27 protein-coding genes and 1 pseudogene are annotated in these 26,701 nt (G+C 38.7%); 6 read left to right on the top strand and 22 right to left on the bottom strand.

Annotation, left to right across the window (positions count from 1 at the left end):
• Positions 1 to 390: 390 nt before the first annotated feature.
• Together BTR25_RS19190 and BTR25_RS19185 are read right to left on the bottom strand one after the other, a co-directional pair.
• Positions 391 to 861, bottom strand: a complete 471-nt coding sequence (locus BTR25_RS19190; protein WP_075689641.1) for a YtxH domain-containing protein — start codon at positions 859 to 861, stop codon at positions 391 to 393.
• Positions 862 to 892: 31 nt separating this feature from the next.
• Positions 893 to 1,357 carry a DUF948 domain-containing protein gene (locus BTR25_RS19185; RefSeq protein ID WP_075689640.1) on the bottom strand — a complete coding sequence of 155 codons (465 nt, stop codon included), beginning with the start codon at positions 1,355 to 1,357 and terminating at the stop codon, positions 893 to 895.
• Between the two features lie 215 nt (positions 1,358 to 1,572).
• On the opposite strand from BTR25_RS19185, the gene BTR25_RS19180 reads away from it, so the two are divergent.
• Positions 1,573 to 2,688 (top strand): aminopeptidase, encoded by a 1,116-nt coding sequence (locus BTR25_RS19180; RefSeq protein WP_075689639.1) that lies wholly within the window; start codon positions 1,573 to 1,575, stop codon positions 2,686 to 2,688.
• A gap of 151 nt (positions 2,689 to 2,839) precedes the next feature.
• Here BTR25_RS19180 and murC read toward each other — a convergent pair whose 3' ends face one another.
• The 7 genes from murC to BTR25_RS19145 all read right to left on the bottom strand — a co-directional run bounded on the left by murC (position 2,840) and on the right by BTR25_RS19145 (position 10,825).
• On the bottom strand, positions 2,840 to 4,141 hold the full coding sequence (gene murC, locus BTR25_RS19175) for a UDP-N-acetylmuramate--L-alanine ligase (RefSeq protein ID WP_075689638.1): 1,302 nt from the start codon (positions 4,139 to 4,141) through the stop codon (positions 2,840 to 2,842).
• A gap of 299 nt (positions 4,142 to 4,440) precedes the next feature.
• A complete protein-coding gene (locus tag BTR25_RS19170) occupies positions 4,441 to 6,927 on the bottom strand; it encodes a DNA translocase FtsK (RefSeq protein ID WP_075689637.1) in 2,487 nt (828 codons plus the stop codon).
• 152 nt (positions 6,928 to 7,079) lie between these two features.
• The gene (locus BTR25_RS19165) at positions 7,080 to 7,880 is read right to left on the bottom strand and encodes a DUF1444 domain-containing protein (protein WP_075689636.1); all 801 of its coding nucleotides are present in this window, start codon (positions 7,878 to 7,880) and stop codon (positions 7,080 to 7,082) included.
• Positions 7,881 to 7,953: 73 nt separating this feature from the next.
• Positions 7,954 to 8,268, bottom strand: coding sequence for a thioredoxin family protein (locus tag BTR25_RS19160; protein ID WP_075689635.1), 315 nt, complete (start codon positions 8,266 to 8,268; stop codon positions 7,954 to 7,956).
• A 262-nt stretch (positions 8,269 to 8,530) separates the two neighbouring features.
• A complete protein-coding gene (locus BTR25_RS19155; RefSeq protein ID WP_083652468.1) occupies positions 8,531 to 9,109 on the bottom strand; it encodes a hypothetical protein in 579 nt (192 codons plus the stop codon).
• Between the two features lie 53 nt (positions 9,110 to 9,162).
• Entirely contained in the window at positions 9,163 to 9,687 is a 525-nt protein-coding gene (locus BTR25_RS19150; protein WP_075689634.1) for a DUF84 family protein, read from the bottom strand.
• A 64-nt stretch (positions 9,688 to 9,751) separates the two neighbouring features.
• A complete protein-coding gene (locus tag BTR25_RS19145; RefSeq protein ID WP_075689633.1) occupies positions 9,752 to 10,825 on the bottom strand; it encodes a M42 family metallopeptidase in 1,074 nt (357 codons plus the stop codon).
• A gap of 161 nt (positions 10,826 to 10,986) precedes the next feature.
• Between BTR25_RS19145 and BTR25_RS19140 the strand changes: the two genes are divergently transcribed.
• On the top strand, positions 10,987 to 11,316 hold the full coding sequence (locus BTR25_RS19140; protein ID WP_075689632.1) for a PepSY domain-containing protein: 330 nt from the start codon (positions 10,987 to 10,989) through the stop codon (positions 11,314 to 11,316).
• Between the two features lie 47 nt (positions 11,317 to 11,363).
• Here the strand turns inward: BTR25_RS19140 and BTR25_RS19135 are convergent, their stop codons facing one another.
• Both BTR25_RS19135 and trmB read right to left on the bottom strand, forming a co-directional pair.
• Positions 11,364 to 12,203 (bottom strand): YtnP family quorum-quenching lactonase, encoded by an 840-nt coding sequence (locus tag BTR25_RS19135; protein ID WP_075689631.1) that lies wholly within the window; start codon positions 12,201 to 12,203, stop codon positions 11,364 to 11,366.
• Between the two features lie 91 nt (positions 12,204 to 12,294).
• Positions 12,295 to 12,936 (bottom strand): tRNA (guanosine(46)-N7)-methyltransferase TrmB, encoded by a 642-nt coding sequence (gene trmB, locus BTR25_RS19130; protein ID WP_075689630.1) that lies wholly within the window; start codon positions 12,934 to 12,936, stop codon positions 12,295 to 12,297.
• 125 nt (positions 12,937 to 13,061) lie between these two features.
• Here trmB and BTR25_RS19125 point away from each other — a divergent pair, with 125 nt between their 5' ends.
• Positions 13,062 to 13,340, top strand: a complete 279-nt coding sequence (locus BTR25_RS19125) for a YtzH-like family protein (protein WP_075689629.1) — start codon at positions 13,062 to 13,064, stop codon at positions 13,338 to 13,340.
• On the opposite strand, the gene BTR25_RS19120 is transcribed toward BTR25_RS19125, so the two are convergent.
• From BTR25_RS19120 to BTR25_RS28510, 7 genes and pseudogenes are all read right to left on the bottom strand, one after another.
• Positions 13,341 to 14,114, bottom strand: coding sequence for a phosphotransferase family protein (locus BTR25_RS19120; RefSeq protein ID WP_075689628.1), 774 nt, complete (start codon positions 14,112 to 14,114; stop codon positions 13,341 to 13,343).
• A 217-nt stretch (positions 14,115 to 14,331) separates the two neighbouring features.
• A complete protein-coding gene (pulA, locus tag BTR25_RS19115) occupies positions 14,332 to 16,476 on the bottom strand; it encodes a type I pullulanase (RefSeq protein ID WP_075689627.1) in 2,145 nt (714 codons plus the stop codon).
• Entirely contained in the window at positions 16,466 to 17,446 is a 981-nt protein-coding gene (locus BTR25_RS19110) for a diacylglycerol/lipid kinase family protein (RefSeq protein ID WP_075689626.1), read from the bottom strand. Before BTR25_RS19110 ends, pulA begins: the two co-directional genes overlap by 11 nt.
• 28 nt (positions 17,447 to 17,474) lie before the next feature.
• Positions 17,475 to 18,038 (bottom strand): RNA 2',3'-cyclic phosphodiesterase, encoded by a 564-nt coding sequence (gene thpR, locus BTR25_RS19105; protein WP_254842750.1) that lies wholly within the window; start codon positions 18,036 to 18,038, stop codon positions 17,475 to 17,477.
• 151 nt (positions 18,039 to 18,189) lie between these two features.
• Positions 18,190 to 19,062, bottom strand: coding sequence for a D-amino-acid transaminase (dat, locus tag BTR25_RS19100; RefSeq protein WP_075689624.1), 873 nt, complete (start codon positions 19,060 to 19,062; stop codon positions 18,190 to 18,192).
• A 22-nt stretch (positions 19,063 to 19,084) separates the two neighbouring features.
• Positions 19,085 to 19,210 (bottom strand): annotated as a pseudogene (locus tag BTR25_RS28515) (hypothetical protein); the annotation flags it as partial.
• Positions 19,185 to 19,310 (bottom strand): hypothetical protein, encoded by a 126-nt coding sequence (locus tag BTR25_RS28510; protein ID WP_303046851.1) that lies wholly within the window; start codon positions 19,308 to 19,310, stop codon positions 19,185 to 19,187. The gene BTR25_RS28510 and the pseudogene BTR25_RS28515, both read right to left, overlap by 26 nt.
• 421 nt (positions 19,311 to 19,731) lie before the next feature.
• On the opposite strand from BTR25_RS28510, the gene BTR25_RS19095 reads away from it, so the two are divergent.
• Positions 19,732 to 19,953, top strand: a complete 222-nt coding sequence (locus BTR25_RS19095; RefSeq protein ID WP_075689623.1) for a DeoR family transcriptional regulator — start codon at positions 19,732 to 19,734, stop codon at positions 19,951 to 19,953.
• 289 nt (positions 19,954 to 20,242) lie between these two features.
• Here BTR25_RS19095 and speD read toward each other — a convergent pair whose 3' ends face one another.
• Complete coding sequence (gene speD / locus BTR25_RS19090; RefSeq protein ID WP_075689622.1) at positions 20,243 to 21,052, bottom strand: adenosylmethionine decarboxylase; 810 nt, start codon at positions 21,050 to 21,052, stop codon at positions 20,243 to 20,245.
• Between the two features lie 155 nt (positions 21,053 to 21,207).
• Between speD and BTR25_RS19085 the strand changes: the two genes are divergently transcribed.
• On the top strand, positions 21,208 to 22,446 hold the full coding sequence (locus BTR25_RS19085; protein ID WP_075689621.1) for a TolB family protein: 1,239 nt from the start codon (positions 21,208 to 21,210) through the stop codon (positions 22,444 to 22,446).
• A gap of 39 nt (positions 22,447 to 22,485) precedes the next feature.
• Here the strand turns inward: BTR25_RS19085 and BTR25_RS19080 are convergent, their stop codons facing one another.
• Positions 22,486 to 23,205, bottom strand: a complete 720-nt coding sequence (locus BTR25_RS19080; RefSeq protein WP_075689620.1) for a pseudouridine synthase — start codon at positions 23,203 to 23,205, stop codon at positions 22,486 to 22,488.
• A 29-nt stretch (positions 23,206 to 23,234) separates the two neighbouring features.
• The gene (locus BTR25_RS19075) at positions 23,235 to 24,860 is read right to left on the bottom strand and encodes a putative polysaccharide biosynthesis protein (RefSeq protein WP_075689619.1); all 1,626 of its coding nucleotides are present in this window, start codon (positions 24,858 to 24,860) and stop codon (positions 23,235 to 23,237) included.
• 199 nt (positions 24,861 to 25,059) lie between these two features.
• On the opposite strand from BTR25_RS19075, the gene BTR25_RS19070 reads away from it, so the two are divergent.
• Entirely contained in the window at positions 25,060 to 26,322 is a 1,263-nt protein-coding gene (locus BTR25_RS19070; RefSeq protein ID WP_075689618.1) for a BaiN/RdsA family NAD(P)/FAD-dependent oxidoreductase, read from the top strand.
• Between the two features lie 89 nt (positions 26,323 to 26,411).
• Here the strand turns inward: BTR25_RS19070 and BTR25_RS27755 are convergent, their stop codons facing one another.
• Entirely contained in the window at positions 26,412 to 26,567 is a 156-nt protein-coding gene (locus tag BTR25_RS27755) for a hypothetical protein (protein WP_175596832.1), read from the bottom strand.
• Positions 26,568 to 26,701 lie beyond the last annotated feature (134 nt).

The following is a 26,701-nucleotide window of genomic DNA, read 5'->3' as shown; positions in this document are numbered from 1 at the left end:
AGCAAAAAATAGTGAACTCAAGCATGGGCACGGTTTTGAAACAGCCGAATCCTCGGGTTTATTTGGTATGGAAATTCAAGGAGCCACAACCATATTCGCTGTCAATCTCAAACGGATAATAAAACTTCTTAATGAAAAAGAATAGGAAATAGGCAGAGGTATAAGCAACTTCCCTTCGAATTTCGGTAGGAAGTTGCTTTTTTTTGTCTTTTTTCATCCATAATGCCTTTTCCTTATTTATAAAATATAAAAAACGGAAGTTCTTCAGTGCCCTCCGTTCCGACCTGTGGGGTCTCACCTGGTTCGTCTTTCCCGCTGGAGTCTCGCAAATTTCGCAAAAATCTGTTCAAAATCAACATTCAGCTTTAAAATAGGATCATTCTTAAAAGATTAATGTGTAATTTTATACTCTTCTTCGTCAAATGCTTTTTTGGCTTCTTCTAGTTTCTTTTGAATGTCAATTTCGGCGGTTAATCGTTCTTCTTTTTTGGCTGATTCCTCGCCAATTGGGATATATTTCACTTCCTCTGTTTCACCCTTTTCAAGGTTTGATTGATTCTTTTTCTTGTTCAAAAGCTCTGAAGATTGCTGAACGATTCCTTGAGATAATGTGGTTGTTTTTGCAACTAATTCGTTGCCTTTATTCATGACATTTTCCCTAAACTGTACCGTTTTTTCCTTTAATGTCCCAGCTTGGCTGCCCAACGTACTCCGGATTTCTCGTCCAGATTTAGGGGCTAAAAGCATTGCTGCTGCAGCACCCACGATTCCCCCAATGATCGCTCCTACCAAAAAACTGCTTGCAGATTCTGTATTTTCCCCTTGATTATTTTCTCTCGTTTCCTGCTCTCGAGTAGTCATGGTATATTCCTCCCTTAATAATATAATAAAACTATTTTGACCTAACTCTCTGAACTTCTTTCGTTTGTGTATTGCTTTGGGGTTCTGACTTTCTAGCATTCCACTTTTCTTTTAGTTCTAGGAATACATTGCCCCATTGGACAATCTGTGAGATTTTTTCTTTATTTTGTTCCACTTGGATATCAAAGGAATCAGTTAAATTCTTAAGTGTTCCGTTAAACTTGGTAACGGTTGTACCAACGTCTTTAACCGAATTTACCACGCTGTTCAATTTTTCAGATTTCACCTGGATATCATCTGCAAGCGCATTAGTCTTTTGCAGCAGCATTGTTGTTTCAACAGTGACACCATCGAGCTGTTTTTCTAGCCCCGTTAATGTTTTTGAAACACTAGAGAGAGTCTCCTTTAGTGAATTCAATGTTTTCGCTAAATAAATAACAAGTACTAAAAACGCAATCGCAATTAATGCGACACTTAAGTAAAGAATAATTTCCATATGTCTTTTCTACCTCCGTTGTTTACCATTATGTATAACCTTTCATGTGCAGGACTAAACCTTAAGGTAATCTATATCTACATTCAAGACTATTGTCTCATTTTCCTGCTAATAATTACAATTCATTCAAGCTAAATTGTTATATATTATCAATTTTCAACCACAATCGGGTACAATAGAGAATGTATTTTAACAATTCCGTTGGAGGGCAAATCATGAAAGATCCACGTATTCAGAAACTCGCAAATAATTTAATCAACTATTCCGTCCGGCTTCAAAAAGGAGAGAAGGTTTTAATAGAAAACTTCGGGTTGCAACGTGAACTTGTGACCGCACTTGTAAAAGAAGCATATCTTGCTGGAGGTTATCCTTTTGTTCTGTTAAAAGACCACCAAGTTGACCGCTCCTTGCTGCTAGGGGCTGGGGAAGAACAGTTCAACATGATGGCAGAATTTGAAGCAAATGTAATGAGCAAAATGGATGCATACATAGGTTTACGCTCAGGTGATAACATCAATGAACAAGCTGATGTACCAGACGATAAGATGAAGATTCATGGCAGTACCATTGGTAAGAAAGTTCATCGTGATATCCGGGTTCCAAAAACAAAATGGGTTGTTCTTCGCTACCCAACCTCTTCAATGGCGCAATTAGCTAAAATGAGCACAGAGGCATTTGAGGACTTTTATTTCGATGTTTGTAACTTAGACTATGGAAAAATGGACCAAGCAATGGACAGCCTTGTATCGCTTATGAACCGGACTGATAAAGTAAGGATCACAGGTTCAGGGACAGATCTTAGTTTCTCCATTAAGGATATTCCCGCTATTAAGTGTGCAGGGCAGTTAAATATCCCAGACGGCGAGGTATACAGCGCTCCTGTACGTGATTCAGTCAACGGTGTGATTACCTACAATACACCATCACCTTATCATGGTTTTACCTTTGAACATGTTAAACTCACTTTTAAGGACGGAAAAATTGTCGAAGCAGAATCAAACGACACGGAAAGAATTAATAAAATCTTTGATACAGATGAAGGGGCACGTTATGTAGGGGAATTTGCAATTGGTGTGAACCCGTATATTTTAACTCCGATGCAGGACATCTTATTTGATGAGAAAATTGCCGGAAGCTTCCACTTTACACCTGGACAATGCTACGATGATGCCTTTAACGGCAATCATTCTAATATTCATTGGGATATGGTAAATATCCAGCGCCCCGAGTATGGCGGGGGAGAAATCTATTTTGATGATGTCCTCGTTCGAAAAGATGGTTTGTTTGTGTTACCTGAATTAGAAGGTTTAAATCCAGATCATTTAAAATAATAGTAAAGAAAACTAGCCGATTGGCGAGCCATTAGGGCGGTTCATGCGTCGTAGTTCACTTATGCGTGATAGGAAAGTAAAAAATGGAGTAGATTTTTAATACTTTCCTATTAGCCAAAAAGGATGCCAGAATTTTAACTGGCATCCTTTTTTATAGGGTTAATTGTTTTTCATAGGAATCCTGGAACTTTTGGATATCCCCAGCACCCATAAAGATAATGACACTATTTTTGTGTTTCTCAAGCAAAAAGGTTGTTTCCTCTGATAGCATTTCTGATCCTTCAATTCTTGACTGTAAATCGTTAATGGTTAGTTTCCCATGATTTTCTCTTGCTGACCCGAAAATTTCGCACAAGTAGGTTTTGTCTGCTAAACTCAAACTTTTTGCAAAATCGTCTAGAAACGCCTGCGTTCTCGAGAAAGTATGAGGCTGGAAAACTGCCACAATTTCGCGGTCTGGGTATTTCTGATTTGCAGCATCGATTGTCGCCGTAATTTCAGTTGGATGATGCGCGTAGTCATCAATAAGAATTTGCGACCCAATACTCTTCTCGGAAAACCTCCTTTTTACGCCCTGAAATGAGATCAATTGTTCCTTCACTATCGACACCTCAATCTCCTCATAATGGCAAAGTCCAATCACTGCTAGTGCATTTAGGACACTATGCTCGCCAAAGGTAGGAATTGAAAATGTATCGTAGAAATTACTCCGAATAAAAACATCAAAAGTTGTGCCAGTTGTTGTTTTAATAAGGTTCTTTGCCTGATAATCATTTTCCTCACTAAAACCGTAAAACAATACTGGAACCTTTGCTTGGATCTTCTGGAGCTGTTCGTCGTCCCCATAAGCGAAGATACCTTTCTTCACTTGAACCGCCATCTCTTGGAAAGCCGAAAATACATCATCAATATTCGCAAAGTAATCGGGGTGATCAAAATCGATATTTGTCATGATGGCATAGTCAGGAAAATAGGATAAGAAATGTCTTCTATACTCACAGGCTTCAAACACAAAGTATTGCGCACCTTCTTCACCTTTCCCAGTACCGTCACCAATTAAAAAGGAGGTAGGCTTAGCTCCCTTTATGACATGTGCCAGCAATCCAGTAGTAGAAGTTTTACCGTGTGCACCAGTTACTGCGACGCTGGTAAAGTTCTGCATGAAATCGCCTAAAAACCGGTGGTAGCGAATAATAGGGAGCCCTAGCTTCATCGCCTCTTGAATTTCCTCATGCGAGTCTGGAAATGCATTGCCAGCAATAATGGTCATGCCTGGCTTGATATTCGCCTTTTGAAAGGGGAAGATCTTTATTCCTGATTGTTCAAGGGCCACCTGAGTAAAAAAGCGCTTTTCGACATCGGAACCTTGCACCTCAAATTTCATATCATGGAGAACTTGTGCTAATGCACTCATCCCTGACCCCTTAATACCTACAAAATGGTAAATAGTCATATAAAGAACCTCCAACCAACGTCTATATGTAAAACAGTATATGACATCTATCTAAATTTGCTAATTTGAACATAACTGCATATGTAATGCTGTTATCATCATATTAACGTATTATAACATTGTTCATACATAAAATGAAACTTCTATTAGTGGGGGGGGCTCTACTTCCCCCACTAATGGTTAGTCCAATTACTGCCCGTTAATGCGGGATGAAAACTATTTGCTTTCTTCTTCACTTTTTATTATTTGTTCAAGTTCCCAAAGAATACGAGGGATTATTTTATCCCGTTCGAACAGTTTTACTTAATGGTACCAGCCTCCTGAAACGACTCCAAATCAGCTCCATTAATTAACACATCACGCGGCTTACTTCCATTTGCACTCGTAATAAAACCATTGTTTTCTAGCATATCCATCAGCCTGGCTGCACGATTATAGCCAATTTTAAAGCGTCTTTGTAGACTCGAGGTCGAAGCGACTCCTTGTTCAATAATAAATTCACATGCCTCATAAAAGAGTTCATCTTCCTCTTCTGTTACTTGCGTCTTTTTTAAGAGTTCTTCCTGCTCAAATAAATATTCAGGCTCTCGCTGCTCCCTTACATGTGAAACGACCAAATCTATCTCATCATCAGATACAAAAGTCCCCTGCAAGCGGACTGGTTTGGAAGAGCCATTCTCTAAGAAGAGCATATCTCCACGGCCAAGTAATTTTTCTGCACCACTAATATCAATAATGGTCCGGGAATCTACTTGAGACGAAACAGAGAAGGCAATCCTTGTCGGAATATTGGCCTTAATTAGTCCTGTTATGACATCAACAGAAGGTCTTTGCGTAGCTACAATCAAATGGATTCCACAAGCCCTGGCTTTTTGTGCAATTCTGCAAATGGCTTCTTCTACATCTGCTGGTGACATCATCATCAAGTCTGCCAATTCATCAATAATGATTACCAGAAACGGAAGCTTTTCAGAATACCTTTTGTGCTGCATAGCTAAATCATTAAAGCGATTGATATCCCGAACACCTGCATGTGCGAACAATTCATAGCGCCTTTCCATTTCTTCAACAGCCCATTTTAATGCAGCAGTTGCTGCCTTAACATCTGTTATTACAGGGCTCACAAGGTGCGGTATTCGATTGTATGGAGCGAGTTCAACCATTTTCGGGTCAATTAGCAGTAGTTTTAAATCCTCAGGGCTAGCTTTAAATAATAAACTAACTAAAATGGTGTTAATACATACACTTTTCCCAGACCCTGTTGCACCAGCAATAAGTCCATGAGGCATCTTTTTCAAATCAGTAACGATCGGCTTCCCTGATATATCTAACCCCAGTACCGCCGTTAAAGGTGAAGTGGATTCATTAAAAACGGTACTTTGAATAATTTCATTGATGAACACAGGGCGTGATTTTTGATTTGGCACCTCAATTCCAATTGTATGCTTGCCTGGAATTGGCGCCTCTATCCGGATATCCCTTGCAGCAAGGCTTAGTTTAATATCATCACTAAGATTCGTGATTTTATTTACCTTTACACCTGGCTCCGGTTGAACTTCAAAGCGGGTGACAGCGGGGCCCTGTGTTACATTGACAACCTTTGCCCCAACATTAAAATTGGTTAATGTTTGATTTAATAAGCCTTCCTGATAACTAATCCACTCTGTATCCATTTCCTCTTGAATAGGTTGACTTAAAAGCTCTGAGCTGGGAAAATCATATAACCCTATTTCATTTGTTAGGTTAATAGTGGTGCTATGTTCTATCGGCAGCTCAGTTATCTCTTCCACTTGAACTACTTCATGCTCGAGTTTCGCTACTTTTTTAACCTCCAGATTAATCGGATCGTTTATGGGCTCTGCCTGTGTTGAGGTAACAATCTTTGTGTCTTCTTCCTTTACCATGAAGGCCCTTCTTTTTTTGCTTTCTTCCCACTTGAGCTTATCCTGTTTTAACATCATGACGTTAAAAGGAAGATGCGAACGTTTAGGTTTCGGTTCCTCTGATTGGCTCTCTACATTCTCGGCAGCTTCTATACAGGTGTCTGAAGCCGAAACTGTTTCCTCCATTGCAATTGCAGGCTTAAAACCTAAGTTTTCGTGCACCATTTCACTCTCATCTTGACATTCCATGTTTGCAACCATGCTAGTTTCATTTTCTGGTAAAACCGACACTCGGATGAACTCAGACGTAACAATCTCCTCTTGTACCGTTTCCAAGCGGACATTATTATCAGGTATTTCCGGGTGAAGTGGGGCAGTTTGTGTTTCAACTAGCAATGTTTCTAAAGTAGCGGCAGTAGTGCTCACTTGCTTTTCTATTTCATCACCTAAGAAATGGCTCAATTCATGCTCAACAATAGCGCCCTTACTATTATGGGGACGGTTAAAGCCATGAACAGGTGATGGAATTTCCGTTAGCTGAAAAGGTCGAGTCCGTTTTGGAACAGGCTCCTTCCTTTTTTCCACTTTACTGAAGCTGTGACCCTCAAAGGGGTCTTCCTTCTTACGTTCATTCTGTCGTTGAGCTCTTGCTTTCCGCTCTTGTGGTTTTTCCTTCTTAATTGCAGGTTTATCCATCTTAATTGCATGCTTTTCGGGAATAACTAAATCTCTTAAAAATCCTTTTGGATATTGGTAAGAGATTTTTGTATTTAACTCCTTGCCACCTTCATTAATCCTAGGAGACAGATCTCTTTCCTGCCTATATCTATGTAGGTCAAAATCAGATGATTCTTCTTCCTTATCTTTCTTAATTCTTTGAAAAAAGCTTTGGATCCAGCTCAAAACAATCACTCTTTCTATTTCTTCTATCAATCTATTTTAACAGTATTTTAAAAGATTTCGACAAAAAATCGCAGAATCGGTCGAAATTACCTATGTTTGGAACCTTTTACTAGACGAAGAAAAAAGATCACATCATTGTGATCTTTTTTAACTTATTGTTTCTTACTTTTCCCCATAATAAAAATCGGCTCCAGCTCACCATCATCATATAGAAATGACAAGGCTGTGATAGGCACGCGCCCGCTTGCGAAGAAACTCATGGCCATTTGGGCTATAATATCGTATCCCGTATTATTGCGGACATCAGCAATAATTAACACATCTTGATGCGGTAGGGACATGACCATGGTACCGGAGATTTTTTGGGCCATATCGTTTAGGAAACCCTTGTTTAAGATCCTGCTAGCATCGTATCCATCATTTGTATTTAAAAAATAGAATGTATTCCCAGCAACCTCATCTTCTTTCAGCTTAATCTCTAAGGACCTAACATTAAAAAGGGCTATCTCTCTGATTCTGCTGGCCTCCCATCCCTCTTTTTCCATAATGCGTGTATCGATTAACCGATAGGTTTTCCCCATATCGTAGGCATAATAAATTCTTGTTTCTGCTGTATGCTCATCGATTAAAAATGGAACACCTTCCTCCGCTTCAGCTGGAAAAGAGGTAGAGCGGATGACAGGAAATATCTTCTTTTCATGATCTGTTAACTGGACTGTGTCTGCCATTGCACGTAGTCCTTCTTCCACATAATAAACCACTTCATTTATTGCATTATCATGTTCCGTATGCCATTTTGCCACAATGCCTGGAAGAGAAACCGTAATTCCTTTCCCTGTTGTTTCACTTTCAATACGGAGATGATCTTTTTCACGATCATAGGAAATAACTCGGTCCTTAGCCTCTAGTCGCTCTTCCAATTCTTTCCTCATTTTTTTGCTATCCATTTTCATCTGTAGCCCTCCGCCTTCTACCGTTCAATAATAATCCCCCATCTTTTAGGTGAAGATGGAGGATTAGGCCGAATTATTTCAAATTCGTTATGAACTCTTCAATTTCATCCTGTGTTTTCCTATCTTTACTAACAAAACGTCCAAGTTCCTTCCCATTCTCATAGGCAATAAAACTAGGTATACCAAAGACATCTAACTGCTGGCATACTTCTATAAACTGATCTCGGTCGACATGTATGAAAGTGAATTCATTAAACTTTGCTTCTATTTCAGGGAGTACCGGTTCAATTACTCGACAGTCTGGACACCAGTTTGCTGAAAACATAAAAATGGTGTTTCCATGATCTCGAAGTTGCTCAAATTGTTCTATCGACTGTAAATTTTTCAAATCAAACGCCTCCTATGTGTATTTACATATTACCAACTTGCTGAATGACTTTCAAATCATAGAATCTTTAGGGGAGATTTTTTTGCGAAATCAGCTCCCTTTCCGCAGGCTCCCCGGAGAGCCTCCTCGGTCGTTCCGACCTGTGGGGTCTCACCTGGTTCGTCGTTCCCGCTGGAGTCTCGAAGATTTCGCAAAAATCTCTTGAAAAAAAAACTTTTTGTTAAACTAATGACTAAAATAAAAAACGAAGGTTTCCCTTCGTTTAGTTATTTTCTACTGATGAGACGATTTGGGTCATTACTATTGCTTCGTTTTTCAGACTGCTTGTTTTAACTTGTGTAGTTATTTTTGTTCCACCTATACCTACGGTTAGTTCATTTAAATCCGCATCCATCTGTTTAATGATGACGAAGCCTAGCTTTTTATCTTGCTTGAATTCCTTTTTAACATCTAAGTCTTCGTATTGTGCAGCAGTAGCTTTATACACTACGTCACTTTCTTCATTTTCTTGAGGATTATTGAACAATATATATGTTTTTGAGCCATTTTTTAAAATAATGTTATTCGGGGATTCGTCTTTTATTTCAAAACCAAATGGTAAATAGAATTGAATTTCATCGCTTTTCTTATTGGGCTTTTTCACTGCTTCGGCTAAAGTGGTTTCAACGGAAGCCGTTGCCTCTTTACTTTCATTTTTAAAAGAAGATTTGCCACAAGCACTTAATACTAAAACGAAAAGTGTAAAAATAATAATAGCTTTAAAGAACTTCAGTTTCTCTCTCCTCCTTTTGCGAAAAATACAACTATCTTTATGATACCTTCCATAATATTCATAAGACAAGTCTTTTTGTCGATTTTCCGTGTCGAAAAAGAAAGTTTTTTCTTTAAATGTTATTATTTTTCCGATTGTAGGTCTTTCTTATAATGATATTGGCCAATTAACAGACACATTATATGTGAAAACATTTCGACTCTGTTCATTAAGCCATTGGTGAAAATTCCAACAGCCCCTTCCTTTTTCCGCACATTGCTTTTCTTTGCATAATCATCCATCACCGGACCCAGTTCCTCACCAGCCCTTAGTCTTAACGCAATCTCCTCAGGAAGCAAAAACCTAGCTCCACCTGCAATAATCGGCTCCATGCTATTTGAGGCAAGAGCCCCCCAGTTACAGATCATTAGACCCAGCTCCGTTTCTTGCACTCCTCCTTCAAGTCCGATACCAATATCACCATTTCCTTGTTGCAGTGCCATTAAAGCCCTGTTAACCGCTCCCTTAATGGTTTCATCGTCAGAGAACGGCTGATCACTCACACCCGATGATATGTCTAAAGAAATGAACTCTGAATACGTGTATGTAAAAGCAGTTTTTACTGCTTCAACCTTTGCTGGGTTAGTCGATCCAATTATGATTTTCAACTTTATCTACTCCCTCATAACTTCAAAGTATACAAAAAGGAGCATATTGAATGCCCCTTCAAAATTAGCTGTTTGCTTTTATAGAATCCACTGTTGTTTGATCACATGCTTTAACCAGCTTAATTAATAGTTCCTTAGCCGCAGCATAATCATCAACATGAACCATTGAAGCATGGGTATGAATGTAACGAGAACAAATGCCAATGACAGCACTTGGAACACCCTCATTAGACAAATGAACACGGCCTGCATCCGTTCCACCTTGGGAAACGAAATACTGATATGGAATATCATGTGTTTCTGCCGTATCAAGGACAAATTCTCTCATACCACGATGTGTTACCATCGACCGATCAAGGATCCTAAGAAGAGCCCCTTTTCCTAATTGACCGAATTCTGATTTATCACCCGTCATATCATTAGCAGGGCTGGCATCAAGGGCAAAGAAAAGATCAGGATTGATCATGTTAGCTGCCGTTTGAGCACCACGGAGGCCTACCTCTTCTTGTACTGTTGCACCGGAATACAAAGTATTAGGTAATGTATCATCCTTCAATTCCTGCAGCAATTCGATAGCTAAACCGCAGCCATAGCGATTGTCCCATGCCTTGGCAAGAATTTTCTTTTCATTTGCCATTGGGGTGAACGGGCAAATCGGTAATATTTGCTGCCCTGGTTTAATTCCAATCCGGATGGCATCTTCCCGATTATCTGCTCCGATATCAATTAACATATTTTTAATGTCCATTGGCTTGCTTCGCTTCGCCTCATCTAACAAATGAGGAGGAATAGAACCGATGACACCGATCACTGGACCATTGTTTGTGATGATTTGTACCCGCTGTGCCAAGAGAACCTGGCTCCACCAGCCGCCTAATGGTTGAAAACGAATCATTCCATTTTCAGTAATACCTGTTATCATAAAACCAACTTCATCCATATGCCCTGCGACCATAATTGTTGGCCCTTGGTCATTACCTCTTTTTAAACCAAAAATACTGCCCAAATTATCTTGAATGATTTCATCTGAATACTGCGAGAGCTGCTCACGCATAAAGCTCCTTACTAGATGTTCATTCCCCGGTGCACCAGGCAGTTCTGTCAGCGTTTTAAATAGCTTTAACGTTTGTTCGTTCAACAGGAATTCCTCCTCAATCTTTTTTACTATGTATAAATTTATTTTACTGAAGTTTAACTGCTCTTACCATATTTAATTTGTTTCATTGTTATGTTATCTTCTCAAAGCTAAATGCGATATACTGGAAGTAGAATCCCATCAAAACTTATTGGAGGTGTAATATGAACTGGAAATCATTTATCCTTGGTGCTGCTGTCGGCATTATAAGCGGTTATGCTGCAAAGGAAATCATTTCACAAAAGACATATGTATCACCTGAAAAAGTATTAGAGAACGTAAAGAAGCAATTTGGGCAAGATGGACAGATTAGCGGATCTTGGATACATATGGAAGCCGAGCCGTATGAAAAGCATCGCATTCACTATCAAGTTTATAAGGGTGGAATATCAAAAAGCCAGGAAGCTGGCACTGAACAATTCGAATTTATCGCTGATGCCTCTACAGGAACTCTCCTAGATGTAAAAACATTAACTCCGGAAACCGTCTTGTAAGCAAAACAGCCGTATCGTGAAGCGAATACGGCTGTTTTATTTATTACCTATTTTTCCCGCTTTATGCTCTCAATAATTTGCCCGTCAATTCCCCATTTAACTGCCCGGTAGAAGGCATCGTGGTAAAAAGTAAACCATGCCTTTTTCTCTATAGCATACGGGATCCATTTTTCTTTAGCGGCAATCGAATCCATAGGATAGTCATCATAGGCCATAACCCATAAAGAATTAAAATGGGCATGTGTACCCATAATATCAGCCATATGGATGGCCATTTCTCCGCCATCTTCAATCGTAACAATGGAATGACCATTACTATGCCCTCCCGTATGAAACATATTGACAGGGCCTAAGCTCCACTTCTCATCAAATGGAAATACCTGCTGTTGAACAGCTTCCCAATTTTCTTTCCAGTATGTACTTTTTGAACGAATATTTGGGTTCCTCATTTCGTCCCATTCAATTTGGGACGTGATGATCTTTGCGTTAGGAAATGCGGAGACAAGATCGCCTCTGACAAGCGTTGTAAGCCCTCCTGCGTGATCAAAGTGAAGATGTGTCATTAAGACATAATCGATATCCTTCGGGCTTAAATTCAACTGTTGTAAGGAGTTGATTACGTCTCTTTCTTCTGTAACTCCAAAATTTCTTTTTTGTTTCTCTGACAATTTGCCGAAACCCAGTCCAGACTCAATTAAGAAATTCTTACCATCGTGCTGAACAAGAATGGGATCTGTAGCTAATTCTATCTGGTTTTTTTCATTAAAAGGGTACTTTTTAGACCATAATGGCTTTGGTACAACACCAAACATCGCACCACCATCTAAATTCGTTACTCCGCCCTTTAACCAGGTCATCTGTACATTCCCAATTTTTAAAGTCTCCATCTCCAGCCCCCTTAGCCCTTTTCTACATTTTACCATCATTGGACCATTTACAAAAATAAAAGGACAGTTACATTTAACTGTCCTAAAAGTGTTAGTTTTGATATTTTACTTCAGATCGGTAGATGCGGTTTCCCATTTCCGAAAACTTTTGCTCATATTCTGTCATGATGTTTCCTTCATACTCACTTTTGTGAAGATCAAGGCTCAAGAAGGTTAATAGTAAGCCATATTCAGAAAAACTTTTTAATGAATATTCAAATAAGCCTTGGTTGTCTGTTTTAAAATGAATTTCACCTTTATCGACCAAGATGTCTTCGTACAGCTTTAAAAAGTCCTTATAGGTTAACCGTCTCTTTTCGTGCCGGACCTTTGGCCATGGATCGGAAAAATTTAAGTAAACTCGATCGACATCATTCTTTTCGAAATACTTATTTAAATCTGCAGCGTCCACATTTAAAAGCCTTAAATTAGGCAGATCCGCTTCAATTAACCGATCTAAAGCAGCAACAATGACGCTATCATAAAGCTCAATCCCCATATAATTTACTTCTGGATTCGCCTTTGCCATCTCGGTAATAAAGCGACCTTTGCCCGTTCCCACCTCAATATGAATCGGCTGATGATTATTAAAAACTTCATGCCATTTCCCCTTATAAGTTTCAGGGATCGCGACTATATACTGTGGATGCTGCTCGATTCTTTCCCTTGCCCAGGGTTTATGTCTAAGTCTCATTTTGACACTCCTATAATTTCTATTAATTTTATTATTGGTAAATGCATGAATGCATAAACAAAAAAAGAATTCACAACCTAACTGTGAATTCTTTTTTTTACTTTCACTTGAAAGGGTGTACGAATATGCCGTTAAGTCATCAAGACCAAGTAACATTACTTAAGGACATCTTAAACAATCATCAAACAGATTGCTGTGGATCCGTCGCTGAATGTGAACAATTGGAACGGTTAGTAAAATCATTAATGGTTAACTCACAGGTTGACCAAAATGTAAAAAGCATTTTACAAGAGGTATATAATTATAGTCAGCACGGTGCCTATTCAGACGATTTAGATCAGCATATTCTTTCAAATCAAGATCATTTATCTCAGTGGGTTCATGATATTGATTCTTTTTCCTAATTACAAAAGCTCATCTAAAAAACTTACCCATTTTTCCATTTCCTGAAAACGTTCTTTGTTTTTGTACCATTGAATGGTCGATAAAGTTTGAAGAGCAACGTACCATTTCATTCGGAGTCTTAAATGGTCTGTTAAAGGTTTTCCATACATGACAAGCCAGCTATACCAGTTCTCCTCTGGGATATACATGTATAGAAGCATTCCAAGGTCAATTGCCGGGTCTCCTATCATGGCGCCATCCCAGTCAATTAAATACAACTGGTTGTCTTCTGTCAGCAGCCAGTTGTTATGATTGATATCACCGTGGCAAACCACTTTTTCGTCACAAGACACATTCGGTGCTTCCTCAATTAAAAACCCTATTGTTTTATTAACAACCGGCAATGATTGAACTTCCTTATCCAGTTCTTCCATTACCGTTTGAAATATGGTATCAGGATCTATTGGCAGCTTTTCTAAACGGCTAAGCATACCAAGCATCGGCTCTGAGCGGTGAATTTTTTTAATCAGCCTAGCTACGAGCTCCTGATTCATATCTGGCGGCTTAAGCTCTCGTCCTGGTAGCCATTGCTGTGCTGTTATGACATCGCCATTTTCCAGCCTTTTTGTCCACACAAGCTTTGGGACGATGCCTTCTGCTGATAATACCGCGAGAAATGGAGATGAGTTCCGTTTCAGAAACAGCCGCTGGTCTTTATGGCTCGCAAAAAAGGCTTCTCCAGTTGCGCCTCCTGCAGGGACAATTTCCCATTCTTGTCCTAATATATGTTCCAAAATTGTTCACCTTCAATTTATACCGTTCTAATGGGCTAAACTTCCCATCTAGTTACAGAGGTTGTAAGCAATACGCTGCTAGAAGGTTATATCCTATGATTACTTCAACAGCTCCTATTTTAGTAAAACAAAAAAAGCTATTGAACCATTACACACAATAGCCATCTAATAAATTTTATCCCCAATGTGCTTTTGTCGTCAAGTACATCTAAATAAACTATTTTTTTGCGAAAACATTAAGTGACACTGGTTCTATCAATAGGTCTCTTCCTGCTGTCATCTTATAGGGAGAAATTCCCGCAAAATCAGCATCTGCAAGAAGGTACCATTCACCTTTTGAAACCTGTATAGTATGCTTTTTATTCGTTGGATTGATCAGCAAGAGAACTTCTTGGTAATCATTTGTTTGGTTTTGAAAAGAAAATCCAATCATAGGACGATTGAGAGGTAGAAGTTTCATATTGGCTCGAATCTCTGCTGTTGACCTCATTCGAAAACAAGGAAGTGTTTTTCTTATTTGAATTAACCCCTTTATATAGGCAGTATTCTCTTTATATTGACTGCACCTATCCCAATCGAGCTGGTTAACTTCATCTGGACTGTGATAGCTGTTTCCATCGCCACCTTTTGTTCGGAAAAACTCCTGGCCGCTATGAAGAAATGGAATTCCCTGTGAAAGCACTGTGATTCCTGTTGCAAGCCTGTGATATTTGAACCGCAGCAGCTCCTCCATGTCGGGATAACAGGCTAAGAGCTTATCCCATAGAGTATGGTTATCATGACATTCAACATAATTAACAGATTGAGACGGTTCATTAAAAATTCCATTGGGTCTCTTTCCTAACCCAATACTGCCTGCGATCACATCAATTGCTTGTTCATAATAGTGATCATTGCCAAAACAATAGCCTTTATCATATAAGTTAAAGGTGTTTCCCTTTATTATATCACGAAATTTATCATTAAATTGACCAATGGAAGGGAGTTGGTCTTGATTCTTAATAATCGCCTTTTGCTCAATTGGAAGTGGTGTATTTAGATTCCAGCCCTCTCCTATAATGAGTGTTCCTTCAGCAATACTGTCACATGTTTTTCTTACTTCTTGCATTGTTTCAATATCTAAAATCCCCATTAAATCGAACCGAAAACCATCTACATGATATTCCTCAAGCCAAAAACGGACTGAATCAATAATATATTTCCTCACCATCTTCCTTTCTGAAGCGATATCATTCCCTACTCCGGTTCCATTTGATGGAAACCCAAGCTCATTATGCCGGAAGTAATATCCGGGAACAACTTTTTCGAAAGTCGATTTTTCGCGAATATATACATGATTATACACTACATCCATAATTACACGCAGCCCTTGACCGTGAATCTGTTCAATTAGCTGCTTGAGCTCTATGATTCTTGCATAAGGATTCAAAGGGTCAGTTGAATAACTGCCATCAGGAACATTAAAGTGGATTGGGTTGTAGCCCCAATTATATTGTTTATTTGGTTTTAATTCATCAACACCTGCAAAATCGTTGAAAGGAAGGAACTCTATATGTGTAACCCCTAGGCTCTTTACATATGAAAGTGCGGTTGGTTCACCATTAACTCCTGTCGTATCCAGTTCTGCCGCCCCGAGATAAAGACCTTTATGTTCTACACCGCTGTTTGGGTGAATCGTTAAGTCTCTAATATGGGTTTCATAAATAATTGCATCAACAGGGTATTCCAAGAGTGGTGGAATAACCCTTTTTCTATTTGTTTTTTCAAGCTTTACGATGACACCTTTCTCTCCATTAGCAGTTGAAGCAATTGCATAGGGATCCACCGATTCTCTCCACTCTTGATTGATTAGCAGTAGAAATGTATATTGATAGTATTCTAGATCACGATTAACCACCGCTGCCCAAATACCACGGTCCTCTCGTTTTAATTTTACGATTTCTGAAACAGAACTATTAGGATGGTGTAGTTTTACCTTTACCTGCGTTGCGGTTGGGGCCCAGAGCTTAAACCTTGTACTTTCTTTTGTACATTTTACCCCTAAGTCATTCCCATCATAAAAAAATTTTTCATCAAACGCATCCGTTCTAATCACTGCACCGATTTGAAGATCCGTTTTGCCAGCATATTCATCTTTAATCCAATAGGTTGTTTCAAAGTTGATCTCGTCAGTTAACTGGCAGGTATATTTTATATGATCGCCAATATTCAATTTCTTTGCTATTTTTAATGGTTTCTCCTGTGTATTGTCAAGTATAAAGAAGGAAGTAGACTGGCCATGATGATAAGAAAGCGGGAAAAGAATTGTTATTATTTTCATTTCATCCAAATAGGCTAGAAATTTTCGCTCATTAGCATTCATTCGAGTCCCTCTCTTTCAGATTAACTTCTCCTCTATTTTCCCTACTGCTCAGTACCTTAATCTTTTTTGTTTGAATTCGAATATTAAGGGGAGTATAGCCAATATCTTCTCCATCAGCGTGTACATATAAAGGAGATGATGAATGTAAACTAATTTTTCTGCCTTTAAAGGATTTAACCTCTTTAAACAATACATGTTTCCCCCAAAAAACACTGATAAAAACAAATAAAAGCTTTATTCTCGATAAACTGTGGACAATTGTAATATCCAAGTGGCCATCATCTGGTTCTGCCTCTGGGGCAATCTTCATGCCTCCTCCATAATAGGGCTGGTTGGAGACCGTTACAAACCAAGTTTTTTCGTATATTTGTATTTTTCCATCAATTGATAGATTAATTGTCGTGCAGTTGTAAGTGAAGAGTTCCTTTAAAAGGACATAGACGTATATTAAACGTCCTAATGACAGTTTATTAAGTACGGCTTTCATTCTCGACTGATTGACCTCTTGCGATACTAAGGCATCAAATCCTGCTCCCATATTATTGATAAAGTAATGCTCAGAATGATCGTTCATGTTTACTTTTCCAACATCAATTTGGTCAGCATCCTGTTTCACGAGGCGAAGGATTACCTTTAGTGCCTCCAAGGGGTCAACTGGAATGAGAAAGCCCCGAGAGAAATCATTTCCAGACCCTCCCGGTATAAATCCTAAAGTTACATTATTATATTGTACAGTTCCATTCACCACTTCATGCATGGTTCCATCGCCGCCCACTGCAATTATGACTATTTCCTCACTAGTACTTGAGGCTATATGAGTAGCAATAATATTTGCATGTCCTTGATATTCAGTGAAAAACGACTGGTATACAATCTTACTCTCCGTTAATTGTAGTTCTACTCTTTCCCATATTTTAAGACAATAGCCATTCCTTGCTTTAGGATTAATTAGAAAGTAGATTTTCTTCATACGACCAACCTTTGTTATTTTATAAGTATTAAGTTAGCGGAAATACTGTCGTTTCTTCGTATTTAGGTGTTTTTTGTAAGTGTGTTTGATATAGAACAACATCCCGGACTGTAAGCTCAAGCGGAATTGGCTGAAGGCTTTGCCCCTTGTTCAGTAGGTCCTGTTTAAATGTATTCTCGCCTATCCATTTCCTTGCCAGTGTGATATGGGGCTTGAACGGTCTAGTTTCAAGCTTAAATCCAGCATCTAAACATGCTTTAAAAACACGTTCTCTCACTAATTGCATATCAGCATTATCTTCTGTCCCGGCCCAGAATATCCGTGGTGAATTTATAGGACCAAAAGTGCCAAGTTTGTCAATCTGCAATTTTACCGGATTAACTCTCTGGATCGCTTTTTCCACATTACGAACGGCGCTCTCTAATTGATCAAGAGGAGCATGCCCGAGGAAGGCTAGAGTGATATGCAAGTCTTCAGGGTGAACCCAGCGGCTAAAGGGCATAATTTCCCTTAGTTTATCCATATGTTCTCCTAAGACCATTTTTGTTTCCGACGGCAGTTTTAAAGCGAAAAAATAATGTGTTTGATTCATCAAAATGTTCATTCCTTTTTTCTCATTTTAGACTATTTTGAGTTACTTGTATGTATGCTTACAAAACAGTTAGATAATATTTTTTACTATTATGGTGAAATTTAATAGTAAAAATAAAACGTGCGGCAGTTTTTTCTGCACGCACGTTTAACTAATGTATGATATTGTCAGCGAGCTTACCGCATTGTTTTTCGATTTCTTGGATGAATAGTTTTTGGAGCTGTTGTGTGATTACTCCTATTTTGCCATCTTTAATTTTTTGGCCATTGATTTCAATAACGGGCATTACCTCTGAGGTTGTGCTAGATAGAAAAACTTCGTCTGCTTGCTCTAATTCTTCTAGCGTAAAGGCTCGCTCTTCTACCGGAATATTATTTTTGAAGCTAAGGTTTAAAATAACATCCTTTGTAATTCCTTTTAAGATTAAATGATTTGATTCATGGGTGATCACAGCCCCATTTTTTATGATAAATACATTTGAGGCACTTCCCTCGGTTACGGTTTGCCCACGATGTTGAATTGCTTCATAGCAGCCCTGTTCAGCAGCTTTTTGTTTCGCTAATAAGTTCCCTAATAAATTTAGGCTTTTAATATCACAGCGCAGCCAGCGAATATCCTCCGTTAAAATCGTCTTCACACCAGATTTTAGGCTCTCTAGGGGCCGGGGAACTATATTCGTGTAAGCAATTAAAGTTGGCTTAATCTCTGTTGTAGGAAATACATGATTGCGAGGTGCGGCCCCTCTGGTGATCTGCATATAAATATTCCCTTGTTCAAGGTTGTTTTTAACCAAAAGATTCTCTACCAGCTCTGTTAATTGTGCCGTGTTATATGGAAGCGAGATTCCAATGCTGCTTGCACTTTTTTCAAATCGCTCCAAATGTTCCTTCGCAGTGAACATTTTCCCGTTATAGACACGAATCACCTCATAGACGCCATCGCCAAACTGAAAGCCTCTGTCTTCGACGTCAACCCTCGCTTCTGAACGGTCTATCAATTCCCCGTTTAATAAAGCAAATCCCATTCTCCCATTTCCCCTTTTCCTTTTATTCAGCTTGAGCTAACTCAAAGATTGCTTGTGCATAGATAGCCGTTGCTTTTAATAAGTCTTCGATAAAGATATATTCATCTTTTTGATGGGCAATGTCAGTTCTTCCTGAAAATAATGGGCCCTTCATCTAGCAGACTTTTAATATGTAATAGTTCCTGGGTGTCTTTGATCAGTAACTCTCTTCTCTTTTCTACTTCCGCAAGCCAATTGATTTTTTCCATCCAACTTGACCTCCTTATTAAACTTCTAATAAAAACAATAGCATTTTTACAAATAAATTAGCAATCCTCTCTGGTCAATCAAATAAGATTTATTTCCTAATAAAAATTTACTAAAAATTCAATTTATTATCATATTCTTAACGTTATTGCCCATAGACTAAAGTAAGAAAAAGCTAAAGGAGGGGAAAATCCGAACGATTTAAGCGATAAATGGAAGATTATTTGAAAAATTACTTGTAATGGTGGAAATTTTCAGATATTGTGGGTACAATAAGGTTAATGATAGACATCATAGTTCCCACTGCAACGATTCACAAAAAGGAGTTGTCTGCGGAAAAGAAAATTACATAATATGCAAAGAGGCTGTCGGTAGCAGGAATATATTGCCATAGGGTTTGAAAAAAGGATAGGGAGTGGTTCTTTGAAACCTTCGACTAACCGGATGTTAAACCGCATCAAATGCATCTACATGTTTATTCGTAATAATGGGACTGTCACGACGCAAGAACTTGTAGAGGAATTTGGTATCACTCCTCGCACCATACAACGAGACTTAAATGTTTTAGCCTATAATGACTTGGTAATAAGCCCAAGCCGCGGAAAATGGACGACCACAGAAAAGAAAGTGAAGTTATCCTCTTAAACATCGAATAAAAGTAAAATGAATATAATCAACTGAAATAGCATGCCTTTCGCATGCTATTTTTATTCGTTTTCTTCAATGAAAGGTTCATATAAAAGTCGTTGACGATTTTCTAGAAAATACTTAGTGATGGTATAGTGGTCTGTCAACTCGTATTCAATTCTTGAGATATCCCCATGATCAAAACAATAAACACGACAAAAAAACAGCTTTACTTATTTAGTAAAGCTGCGGTGCCTCTTTCTTTTGGCTATATATCTAATGAGCGAGGTTATGATTAAGATGGTCATTATTGAACAATGTTTTTCCCGTAAAAAATTTCATCCATCTCAAGCTTTAAACGTTCGGTAATTTCAATTAGTTCATCAGGGTTTAATTTATCTTTTGTATACCCAAATAAATAATTATTAATATCGAATGCTCTTAGCTTGCATTTTGTATGAAAAATGTTTTCTTGATAGACATTTACATCAATCATATCGAATAACTCGCCCAAATCCTCTGGTATATAGTTTTGAATGGAGTTAATTTCATGATCAATAAAAAGCTTATGACCTGTTTTATCCCGTGTAAATCCACGAACACGATAGTCTATTGTCATTACATCCGTCTCAAAGGAACGAATAAGATAATGAAGTGCCTTTAAAGGCGAGATTTCCCCACAGGTCGATACATCAATATCAGCTCGAAATGTACTGATTCCCTCATCTGGGTGGAACTCAGGGTATGTATGCACTGTGATGTGGCTTTTATCTAGCTTCATTATAATTGAATCTGGCAGCGGCCCTGGTGATTCCTCAAAGTGTTCTGATGGGGCGTTTGTCACCGGACCTTCTGATACCAGCATGGTTACACTTGCTCCCTGCGGATCAAAATCCTGGGCGGCAACATTCAGAACATGTGCACCAATGATTTCGGCAACATCCTTTAAAATTTTTTGTAATCTTCCGCCGCTATATTCTTTATCAATATATTGTAAATATGCCTCACGCTCTTCTCTCGTCCGTGTATAGCAAATATCATACATATTAAAACTTAATGACTTCGTCAAGTTATTAAAACCATGTAATTCAATGAGGTTCTGGTGTGTTAGTTCCATGACGGCTTCCCCCTTAACAATATAAATTCTCTTGTAAATATTTTTAGAATGCCCATTTATAAAAAAATCACCCAACATTTGATCATTGATAATTTTTAACATATTCTTTTCCGTTTGGTGGAAAATAACTATATGTGAATGGATGAGGTGATGAAATGAGAAAATTGATATCTATACTATTGCTTGTAATAATGGTGATACCAGGACTTGCAAAGGCAGAGTCGACGCTGAACGTCGCCTTTATTAGAGATGGATATTTGTGGACATTAATGAACGGCAAGGAAGAGAAGATTACAACAAAAGCTGCTATCTATCATTATGACCCGCAATGGTCACCTGATGGGAAATGGATTCTCTATCAGATTGAACCTAAAGAGAATACAAATGTAGACTTTCAGAATGAAATTTGGGTATATAGTTTAGAAACGAAACAGCATAAACGAATTACTCCTGATGGCGCCAATCCAAAATGGTCACCTGTAGAAAATATCGTGGCCTTTAAAAGCGGCAGGGTTCTTAATGTCTCGAACCTTGATACTTTTTATAATATCGCTCTAGGTGTTGATGATTATGCTTGGTTTCCTGACGGGAAGTCTTTTATTGGCTCTTCAAGTGCATCCTTGCACCCTGATGGCTGGACAAATCCAAAGCTTTATAAAATCGAACTTAATAAAGACTTTGATAGTGTTACAAGTCTGACGGAAGGAGTAAAGCCTTTATATACGATCCCTAGTGAAATTAAAAAGGGGGATGTCAATCTACTGGCCATTAATGCCAGTGATTTCCACTTTTCTCCTGATGCCCAATGGATTAGCTTTATCGTCAGCCCTACAGCTTCCTGGTCGATGGATAGTAATTTAGTTGGTGTTATTTCTGCGGATGGGAAAATGTTCGAAGCCATTGATGAAATTATTCTCCATCTAGATTCTCCTAAATGGGCGCCGAAAAAAAATCTATTAGGTTATATTTCTGGGGGAGGTAGAATTGTGCTCGGGTTTAAAGAGAAAGATATGACGATTACCGAAATGCCTGCTTTTAAATCCATGAACCTAACTCCTGCCAGTTTTGCTGAACTAGGTTTTTCTTGGCGAGATGATGATTCGCTTGTTGTTTCTAGAGTAAAGGAAAGTGAATGGTCAAACGATCCAGCCAAGAGACCAAACCCATCGTTGTATTTAATTAAAATGGGTGAACCGATGCAGATCCAAATTTCGCATCCACCAAAAGGGTATGGAGATTATCAGCCCACATATATTAAAGCGATTAAGAAGCTCACATGGGTAAGAAAGAAACACTTAACTGATTCTAGCCAGAATTTGTGGATGGCAGACGCAGATGGAAAAAATGCTCAGGTATGGTTAGAGCGGATCAGCGGATATGATTTCTATTTTTAAAGAAGAAACGCATGTGGATTTGGCTCCACATGCGTTCATTTATTTAACTTGATACTCTTTTAATAACTCTACTTCTAGCTCTGTTAGCTCCCTGTATTCTCCAAGCTCGAGCGTCTCATCTAACTGGAGCGGTCCCATGGATATCCGCTTTAAATAAACCACTCTTTTCCCTACAGCCTGGAACATTCTTTTCACCTGATGAAATTTCCCTTCGGTAATGGTAAGTTCAATGTCGGAATGTAGTCCTGTTTTTAATATTTTTAAGTCACCAGGTTTAGTTTCGTATCCGTCATCGAGTATTACCCCTTCGGAAAAGGCTTTAACGTCTTCTTCGGTTACTTCGCTGTCTATCACTGCAAAATATGTCTTGGGAACATGTTTCTTCGGTGATAATAATTTGTGGGCTAGCTGCCCATCATTGGTAATAAGCAATAACCCCTCAGTATCCTTGTCCAGCCTTCCAACAGGAAACGGCTCATACACTTGGTCATCCATTTCTAATAAATCAATAACCGTTTCTGTTGATTGATCTTCTGTCGCGGACAATACTCCTGGCGGCTTGTTCATCATTAAATAAATAAACTCTTTGTATTCCACTACTTCACCATTTAAGGTCACCGTTTGTGTATTTGTGTCGACATGCTGTTTCGGATCCTTTACAACGACATCGTCTACCTTTACGGCACCGGTTTTTAAAAGCTGCTTTACTTCTTTACGGCTGCCAAACCCTAGATTGGCCAGCATTTTGTCAATTCTCACTATAATCTCTCTCCCCTTATTCTTAGGAGTTATGAACCCATTCCCAATTTACTTTTTAGACGTTCTACCCTGTTACCAAATAGTCTGGTAAGAAGTCCTGATTTTAATCCAAGGTAAAAATAGATAATCACCCCAACACCGGCACTAATCATAATAATAATGAGCGATTGAAACTTACTTTCTGGCGATAGGAACAATGATAGCAATTGATAAATCAACCCTGTACCCACCCACATTAAGCCAGCAAAAATAACAATTAATAAACTTCTGCGCCATACTAGCTTAAACGGATATCCTGCAAACTTTTTAATAACAAAAATATAAATTAAAATTGATACGGTATACCCAAGTGCTGTTGATAATACAGCTCCTTTAGTACCAAACAGATTGATTAAAGGAATATTAAGGGACAGCTTAATTAACAACCCAACCAGCAATCCTAAAACGGTAAACCTTTGCTCATTTATTCCTTGCAGAATCGCTGCCGTCACTAAAAACAGGGCAAATAGGATAGCAACTGGAGCATACACACTTAAAACCTCTGTACCGAGCATCTTATGCTCATAAAACACCGTGTAAACCGGTTCAGCTAAAAGTGAGATTCCGACAGCAGCAGGTAAAGTTAAAAACAGCATAATTTGAAAGGACTGATTTAATTGTGTATTTAAGTCCCTTCGGTTATTTTCAACATAGGCTTTCGTGATACTTGGGACAAGTGCCAGTGAAAATCCAGTAGCCAATGAAACAGGGATAATCACGATTTTATGTGATTCAAAATTTAAAATAGAGAACGCTGCTTTAGCTGCAGCTTCACTATTCCCCATCTCCATTAAAGCCCTAGTAACTGTAACTTGATCAATCGCTTGAAATAACGGACCTGCAATCCCGACAAACACAAATGGGGCAGCATAGACAATGATCTCTTTATAAATTTCACGTAAGGATATTTTTACTGTCCCTCTATCTTGCCGCAGCAGTTCATCAAGGTGCGGTTTCCGCTTATACAAATACAAAAAAAGGACCACCAAACTTCCAATCGCACCAATAAAAGCAGCAAAGGTAGCTACACTCACAGCAGTTACTATACTACCATCTAAAATATGGATGACAATAAAGGCTCCAGCTAATAGAAATACAATCCGAACAATTTGTTCGACTACCTGCGAAACGGCTGATGGTCCCATGGATTGATGGCCTTGGAAGAATCCTCTGATCAGACTCATAAACGGAACCACGATAAGTGCAAAACTGACAGCTCTAATTACAGTAGTAATGTCCTTAATGCTTGACGCCACTTCTTTGTCGTTTTTAGGGAAAATCCACTCGGCAAGGAATGGTGCTGATAGATACAAAATTAAAAACGACGCAAAACCGGTTATCAGCATAATCAATAATCCGGATTTAAACAACTTCCTGCCTACAGCATATTCCTCAATTGCATTATATTTTGAAATAAACTTTGATACAGCCAGTGGTACCCCGGCGGTTGCTATACTAATAAAAATCGTATAGGGTATGTAAGAATATTGATATAGTGCAGTTCCCTCAGATCCAACGATCTGGTAAAAAGGGATCACATAAAGCAAACCAAGAACCTTTGATAAAATTGTTCCAAAAGTTAATATAAATGTACCTCTTATTAGCTTAGATGACATAACCTCTAAAATCCCTTCCTAGTGAAGAAAAATAACTACTTTTGCACACTATTAGTAGTTTACATCTCTTTTATCCCCGATGCTACTAACAACGATAGTAAATTTAATAAAATTGTTGACATTTCGTTTTCTTTTCAGAATTTGTGGATATGTTTATAATGAGTAATTAGGATGACTATAAATAAAGTTGGTGTAGTAGATGGATTATGATGTAATTGTAATCGGCGGCGGCCCTTCTGGCTTGATGGCAGCCATTGCTGCAGGTGAAAAAGGTGCAAGGGTTCTATTAATTGATAAAGGTGATAAGTTAGGCAGAAAGCTGGCTATTTCAGGCGGCGGTCGCTGTAATGTTACTAATCGTCTGCCTATTGAAGAAATTATTAAGCATTTACCTGGCAACGGTAAATTTTTATATAGTGCATTTTCGATTTTTAGTAATGAAGATATTATCAAGTTCTTTGAAAGACTAGGTATTGAGTTAAAAGAAGAAGACCATGGCCGGATGTTCCCCGTTTCAGATAAAGCACAATCTGTCGTTGACGCCCTGTTAACTCAATTAGAAAAGCTGCGAGTGAAAGTGTATACCAATAGCCCCGTTGCCAACCTTGAATATAAGGATGGGCGTGTCGCGTCTGTGCTATTAAAAAATGGAACGAAAATCTCGGCTAAAGCAATCGTCATTGCCGTGGGAGGAAAATCCGTTCCTCATACCGGTTCAACCGGAGACGGTTACGCTTGGGCCAAAAAAGCGGGGCACACGATCACTGAATTATTTCCTACAGAGGTGCCTGTCACCTCTAATGAGCCATTTATTAAAAACAAATCACTACAGGGCCTTTCTTTAAGGGATATCGAATTAAGCGTTTTGAATCCAAAAGGAAAGCCGATCATTTCTCACCGGATGGATATGATTTTTACTCACTTTGGTCTTAGCGGCCCTGCGGTACTTCGCTGCAGCCAATTTGTCGTAAAGGCGATGAAGAAGTGGAAGCTAAATGAAGTGACCATGAGCGTTGATGCTTTACCTGATAAAAAAGAAGAAGAGGTATTTCAAGAAATTGTGAAACTGGTAAAAAGCGATCCAAAGAAGAGTATCAAAAACACCTTGAAAGGCTTTCTTCCTGAACGATATCTTTTATTTATTTTAGAGTTTAATGGCATCGATGCTTTAGTGCAGGGTACAATGATTTCAAATGAAAAAATTAGAAGCTTTGCGAAAAGCTGCAAGCAATTCTTAGTAAAGGTTAATGGAACATTGCCGCTAGAAAAAGCATTCGTTACCGGTGGAGGTGTATCCGTTAAAGAAATAGAACCACAAACGATGGGCTCAAAAATGATGGAAGGTCTCTTTTTTTGTGGTGAGATCCTCGATGTCCATGGATACACAGGCGGCTATAACATCACCTCTGCTTTAGTAACTGGCAGACTTGCGGGGGGTAATGCTGCACTTTTTTCTAAATAATACGAATGTTAAAACCCTAGTCAAATTGACTAGGGTTTGCCAATTGAGTACTAGTTCTTCCCGGTGAACTCTGTCCTTTTAGCTTTCTTTTAAATACAAGACTGAGAAGTAAATAAAGAAGAGGAAGCCCCATGCTGATCCTTTACAATTGGCAAAATAAAGGCCACATGAGCCATTGCCCAATCTGCCGTATGATGTCTGCTTGCCCAGCGATCTGCTATTACTCCATAGCGAAAAATCGGCATTAATTCCCTAATATCAAATTGTCCGATTGAGCCCAAAATAATTAAGGATGTTTAAGAATAAGATTGAAAATCAGATGTTCTGAACACACCGTGGTTTTTATGGGTAATTGCGGGGGGTACTTTTGGATTAAACA

This window comes from Bacillus sp. MRMR6, from assembly GCF_001940785.1.
Taxonomy (GTDB): Bacteria; Bacillota; Bacilli; order Bacillales; family Cytobacillaceae; genus Neobacillus.
Note: the sequence above shows the minus strand (reverse complement) of the source record. Positions and strands in the feature narration are given on the sequence as shown.

Coding starts and splice junctions, on each gene's coding strand:
- dat (WP_075689624.1), bottom strand. CDS start 19,062: ATGGGATTTGCTTTATTAAACGGGGAATTGATAGACCGTTCAGAAGCG.
- BTR25_RS27755 (WP_175596832.1), bottom strand. CDS start 26,567: ATGCCGATTTTTCGCTATGGAGTAATAGCAGATCGCTGGGCAAGCAGA.
- BTR25_RS19185 (WP_075689640.1), bottom strand. CDS start 1,357: ATGGAAATTATTCTTTACTTAAGTGTCGCATTAATTGCGATTGCGTTT.
- BTR25_RS19190 (WP_075689641.1), bottom strand. CDS start 861: ATGACTACTCGAGAGCAGGAAACGAGAGAAAATAATCAAGGGGAAAAT.
- BTR25_RS19075 (WP_075689619.1), bottom strand. CDS start 24,860: ATGTCATCTAAGCTAATAAGAGGTACATTTATATTAACTTTTGGAACA.
- thpR (WP_254842750.1), bottom strand. CDS start 18,038: ATGAATCAAACACATTATTTTTTCGCTTTAAAACTGCCGTCGGAAACA.
- BTR25_RS19165 (WP_075689636.1), bottom strand. CDS start 7,880: ATGAAAATGGATAGCAAAAAAATGAGGAAAGAATTGGAAGAGCGACTA.
- BTR25_RS19125 (WP_075689629.1), top strand. CDS start 13,062: ATGCCGTTAAGTCATCAAGACCAAGTAACATTACTTAAGGACATCTTA.
- speD (WP_075689622.1), bottom strand. CDS start 21,052: ATGGAACTAACACACCAGAACCTCATTGAATTACATGGTTTTAATAAC.
- pulA (WP_075689627.1), bottom strand. CDS start 16,476: ATGAATGCTAATGAGCGAAAATTTCTAGCCTATTTGGATGAAATGAAA.
- BTR25_RS19180 (WP_075689639.1), top strand. CDS start 1,573: ATGAAAGATCCACGTATTCAGAAACTCGCAAATAATTTAATCAACTAT.
- BTR25_RS19085 (WP_075689621.1), top strand. CDS start 21,208: ATGAGAAAATTGATATCTATACTATTGCTTGTAATAATGGTGATACCA.
- BTR25_RS28510 (WP_303046851.1), bottom strand. CDS start 19,310: ATGGAAAAAATCAATTGGCTTGCGGAAGTAGAAAAGAGAAGAGAGTTA.
- BTR25_RS19140 (WP_075689632.1), top strand. CDS start 10,987: ATGAACTGGAAATCATTTATCCTTGGTGCTGCTGTCGGCATTATAAGC.
- murC (WP_075689638.1), bottom strand. CDS start 4,141: ATGACTATTTACCATTTTGTAGGTATTAAGGGGTCAGGGATGAGTGCA.
- trmB (WP_075689630.1), bottom strand. CDS start 12,936: ATGAGACTTAGACATAAACCCTGGGCAAGGGAAAGAATCGAGCAGCAT.
- BTR25_RS19135 (WP_075689631.1), bottom strand. CDS start 12,203: ATGGAGACTTTAAAAATTGGGAATGTACAGATGACCTGGTTAAAGGGC.
- BTR25_RS19070 (WP_075689618.1), top strand. CDS start 25,060: ATGGATTATGATGTAATTGTAATCGGCGGCGGCCCTTCTGGCTTGATG.
- BTR25_RS19110 (WP_075689626.1), bottom strand. CDS start 17,446: ATGAAGAAAATCTACTTTCTAATTAATCCTAAAGCAAGGAATGGCTAT.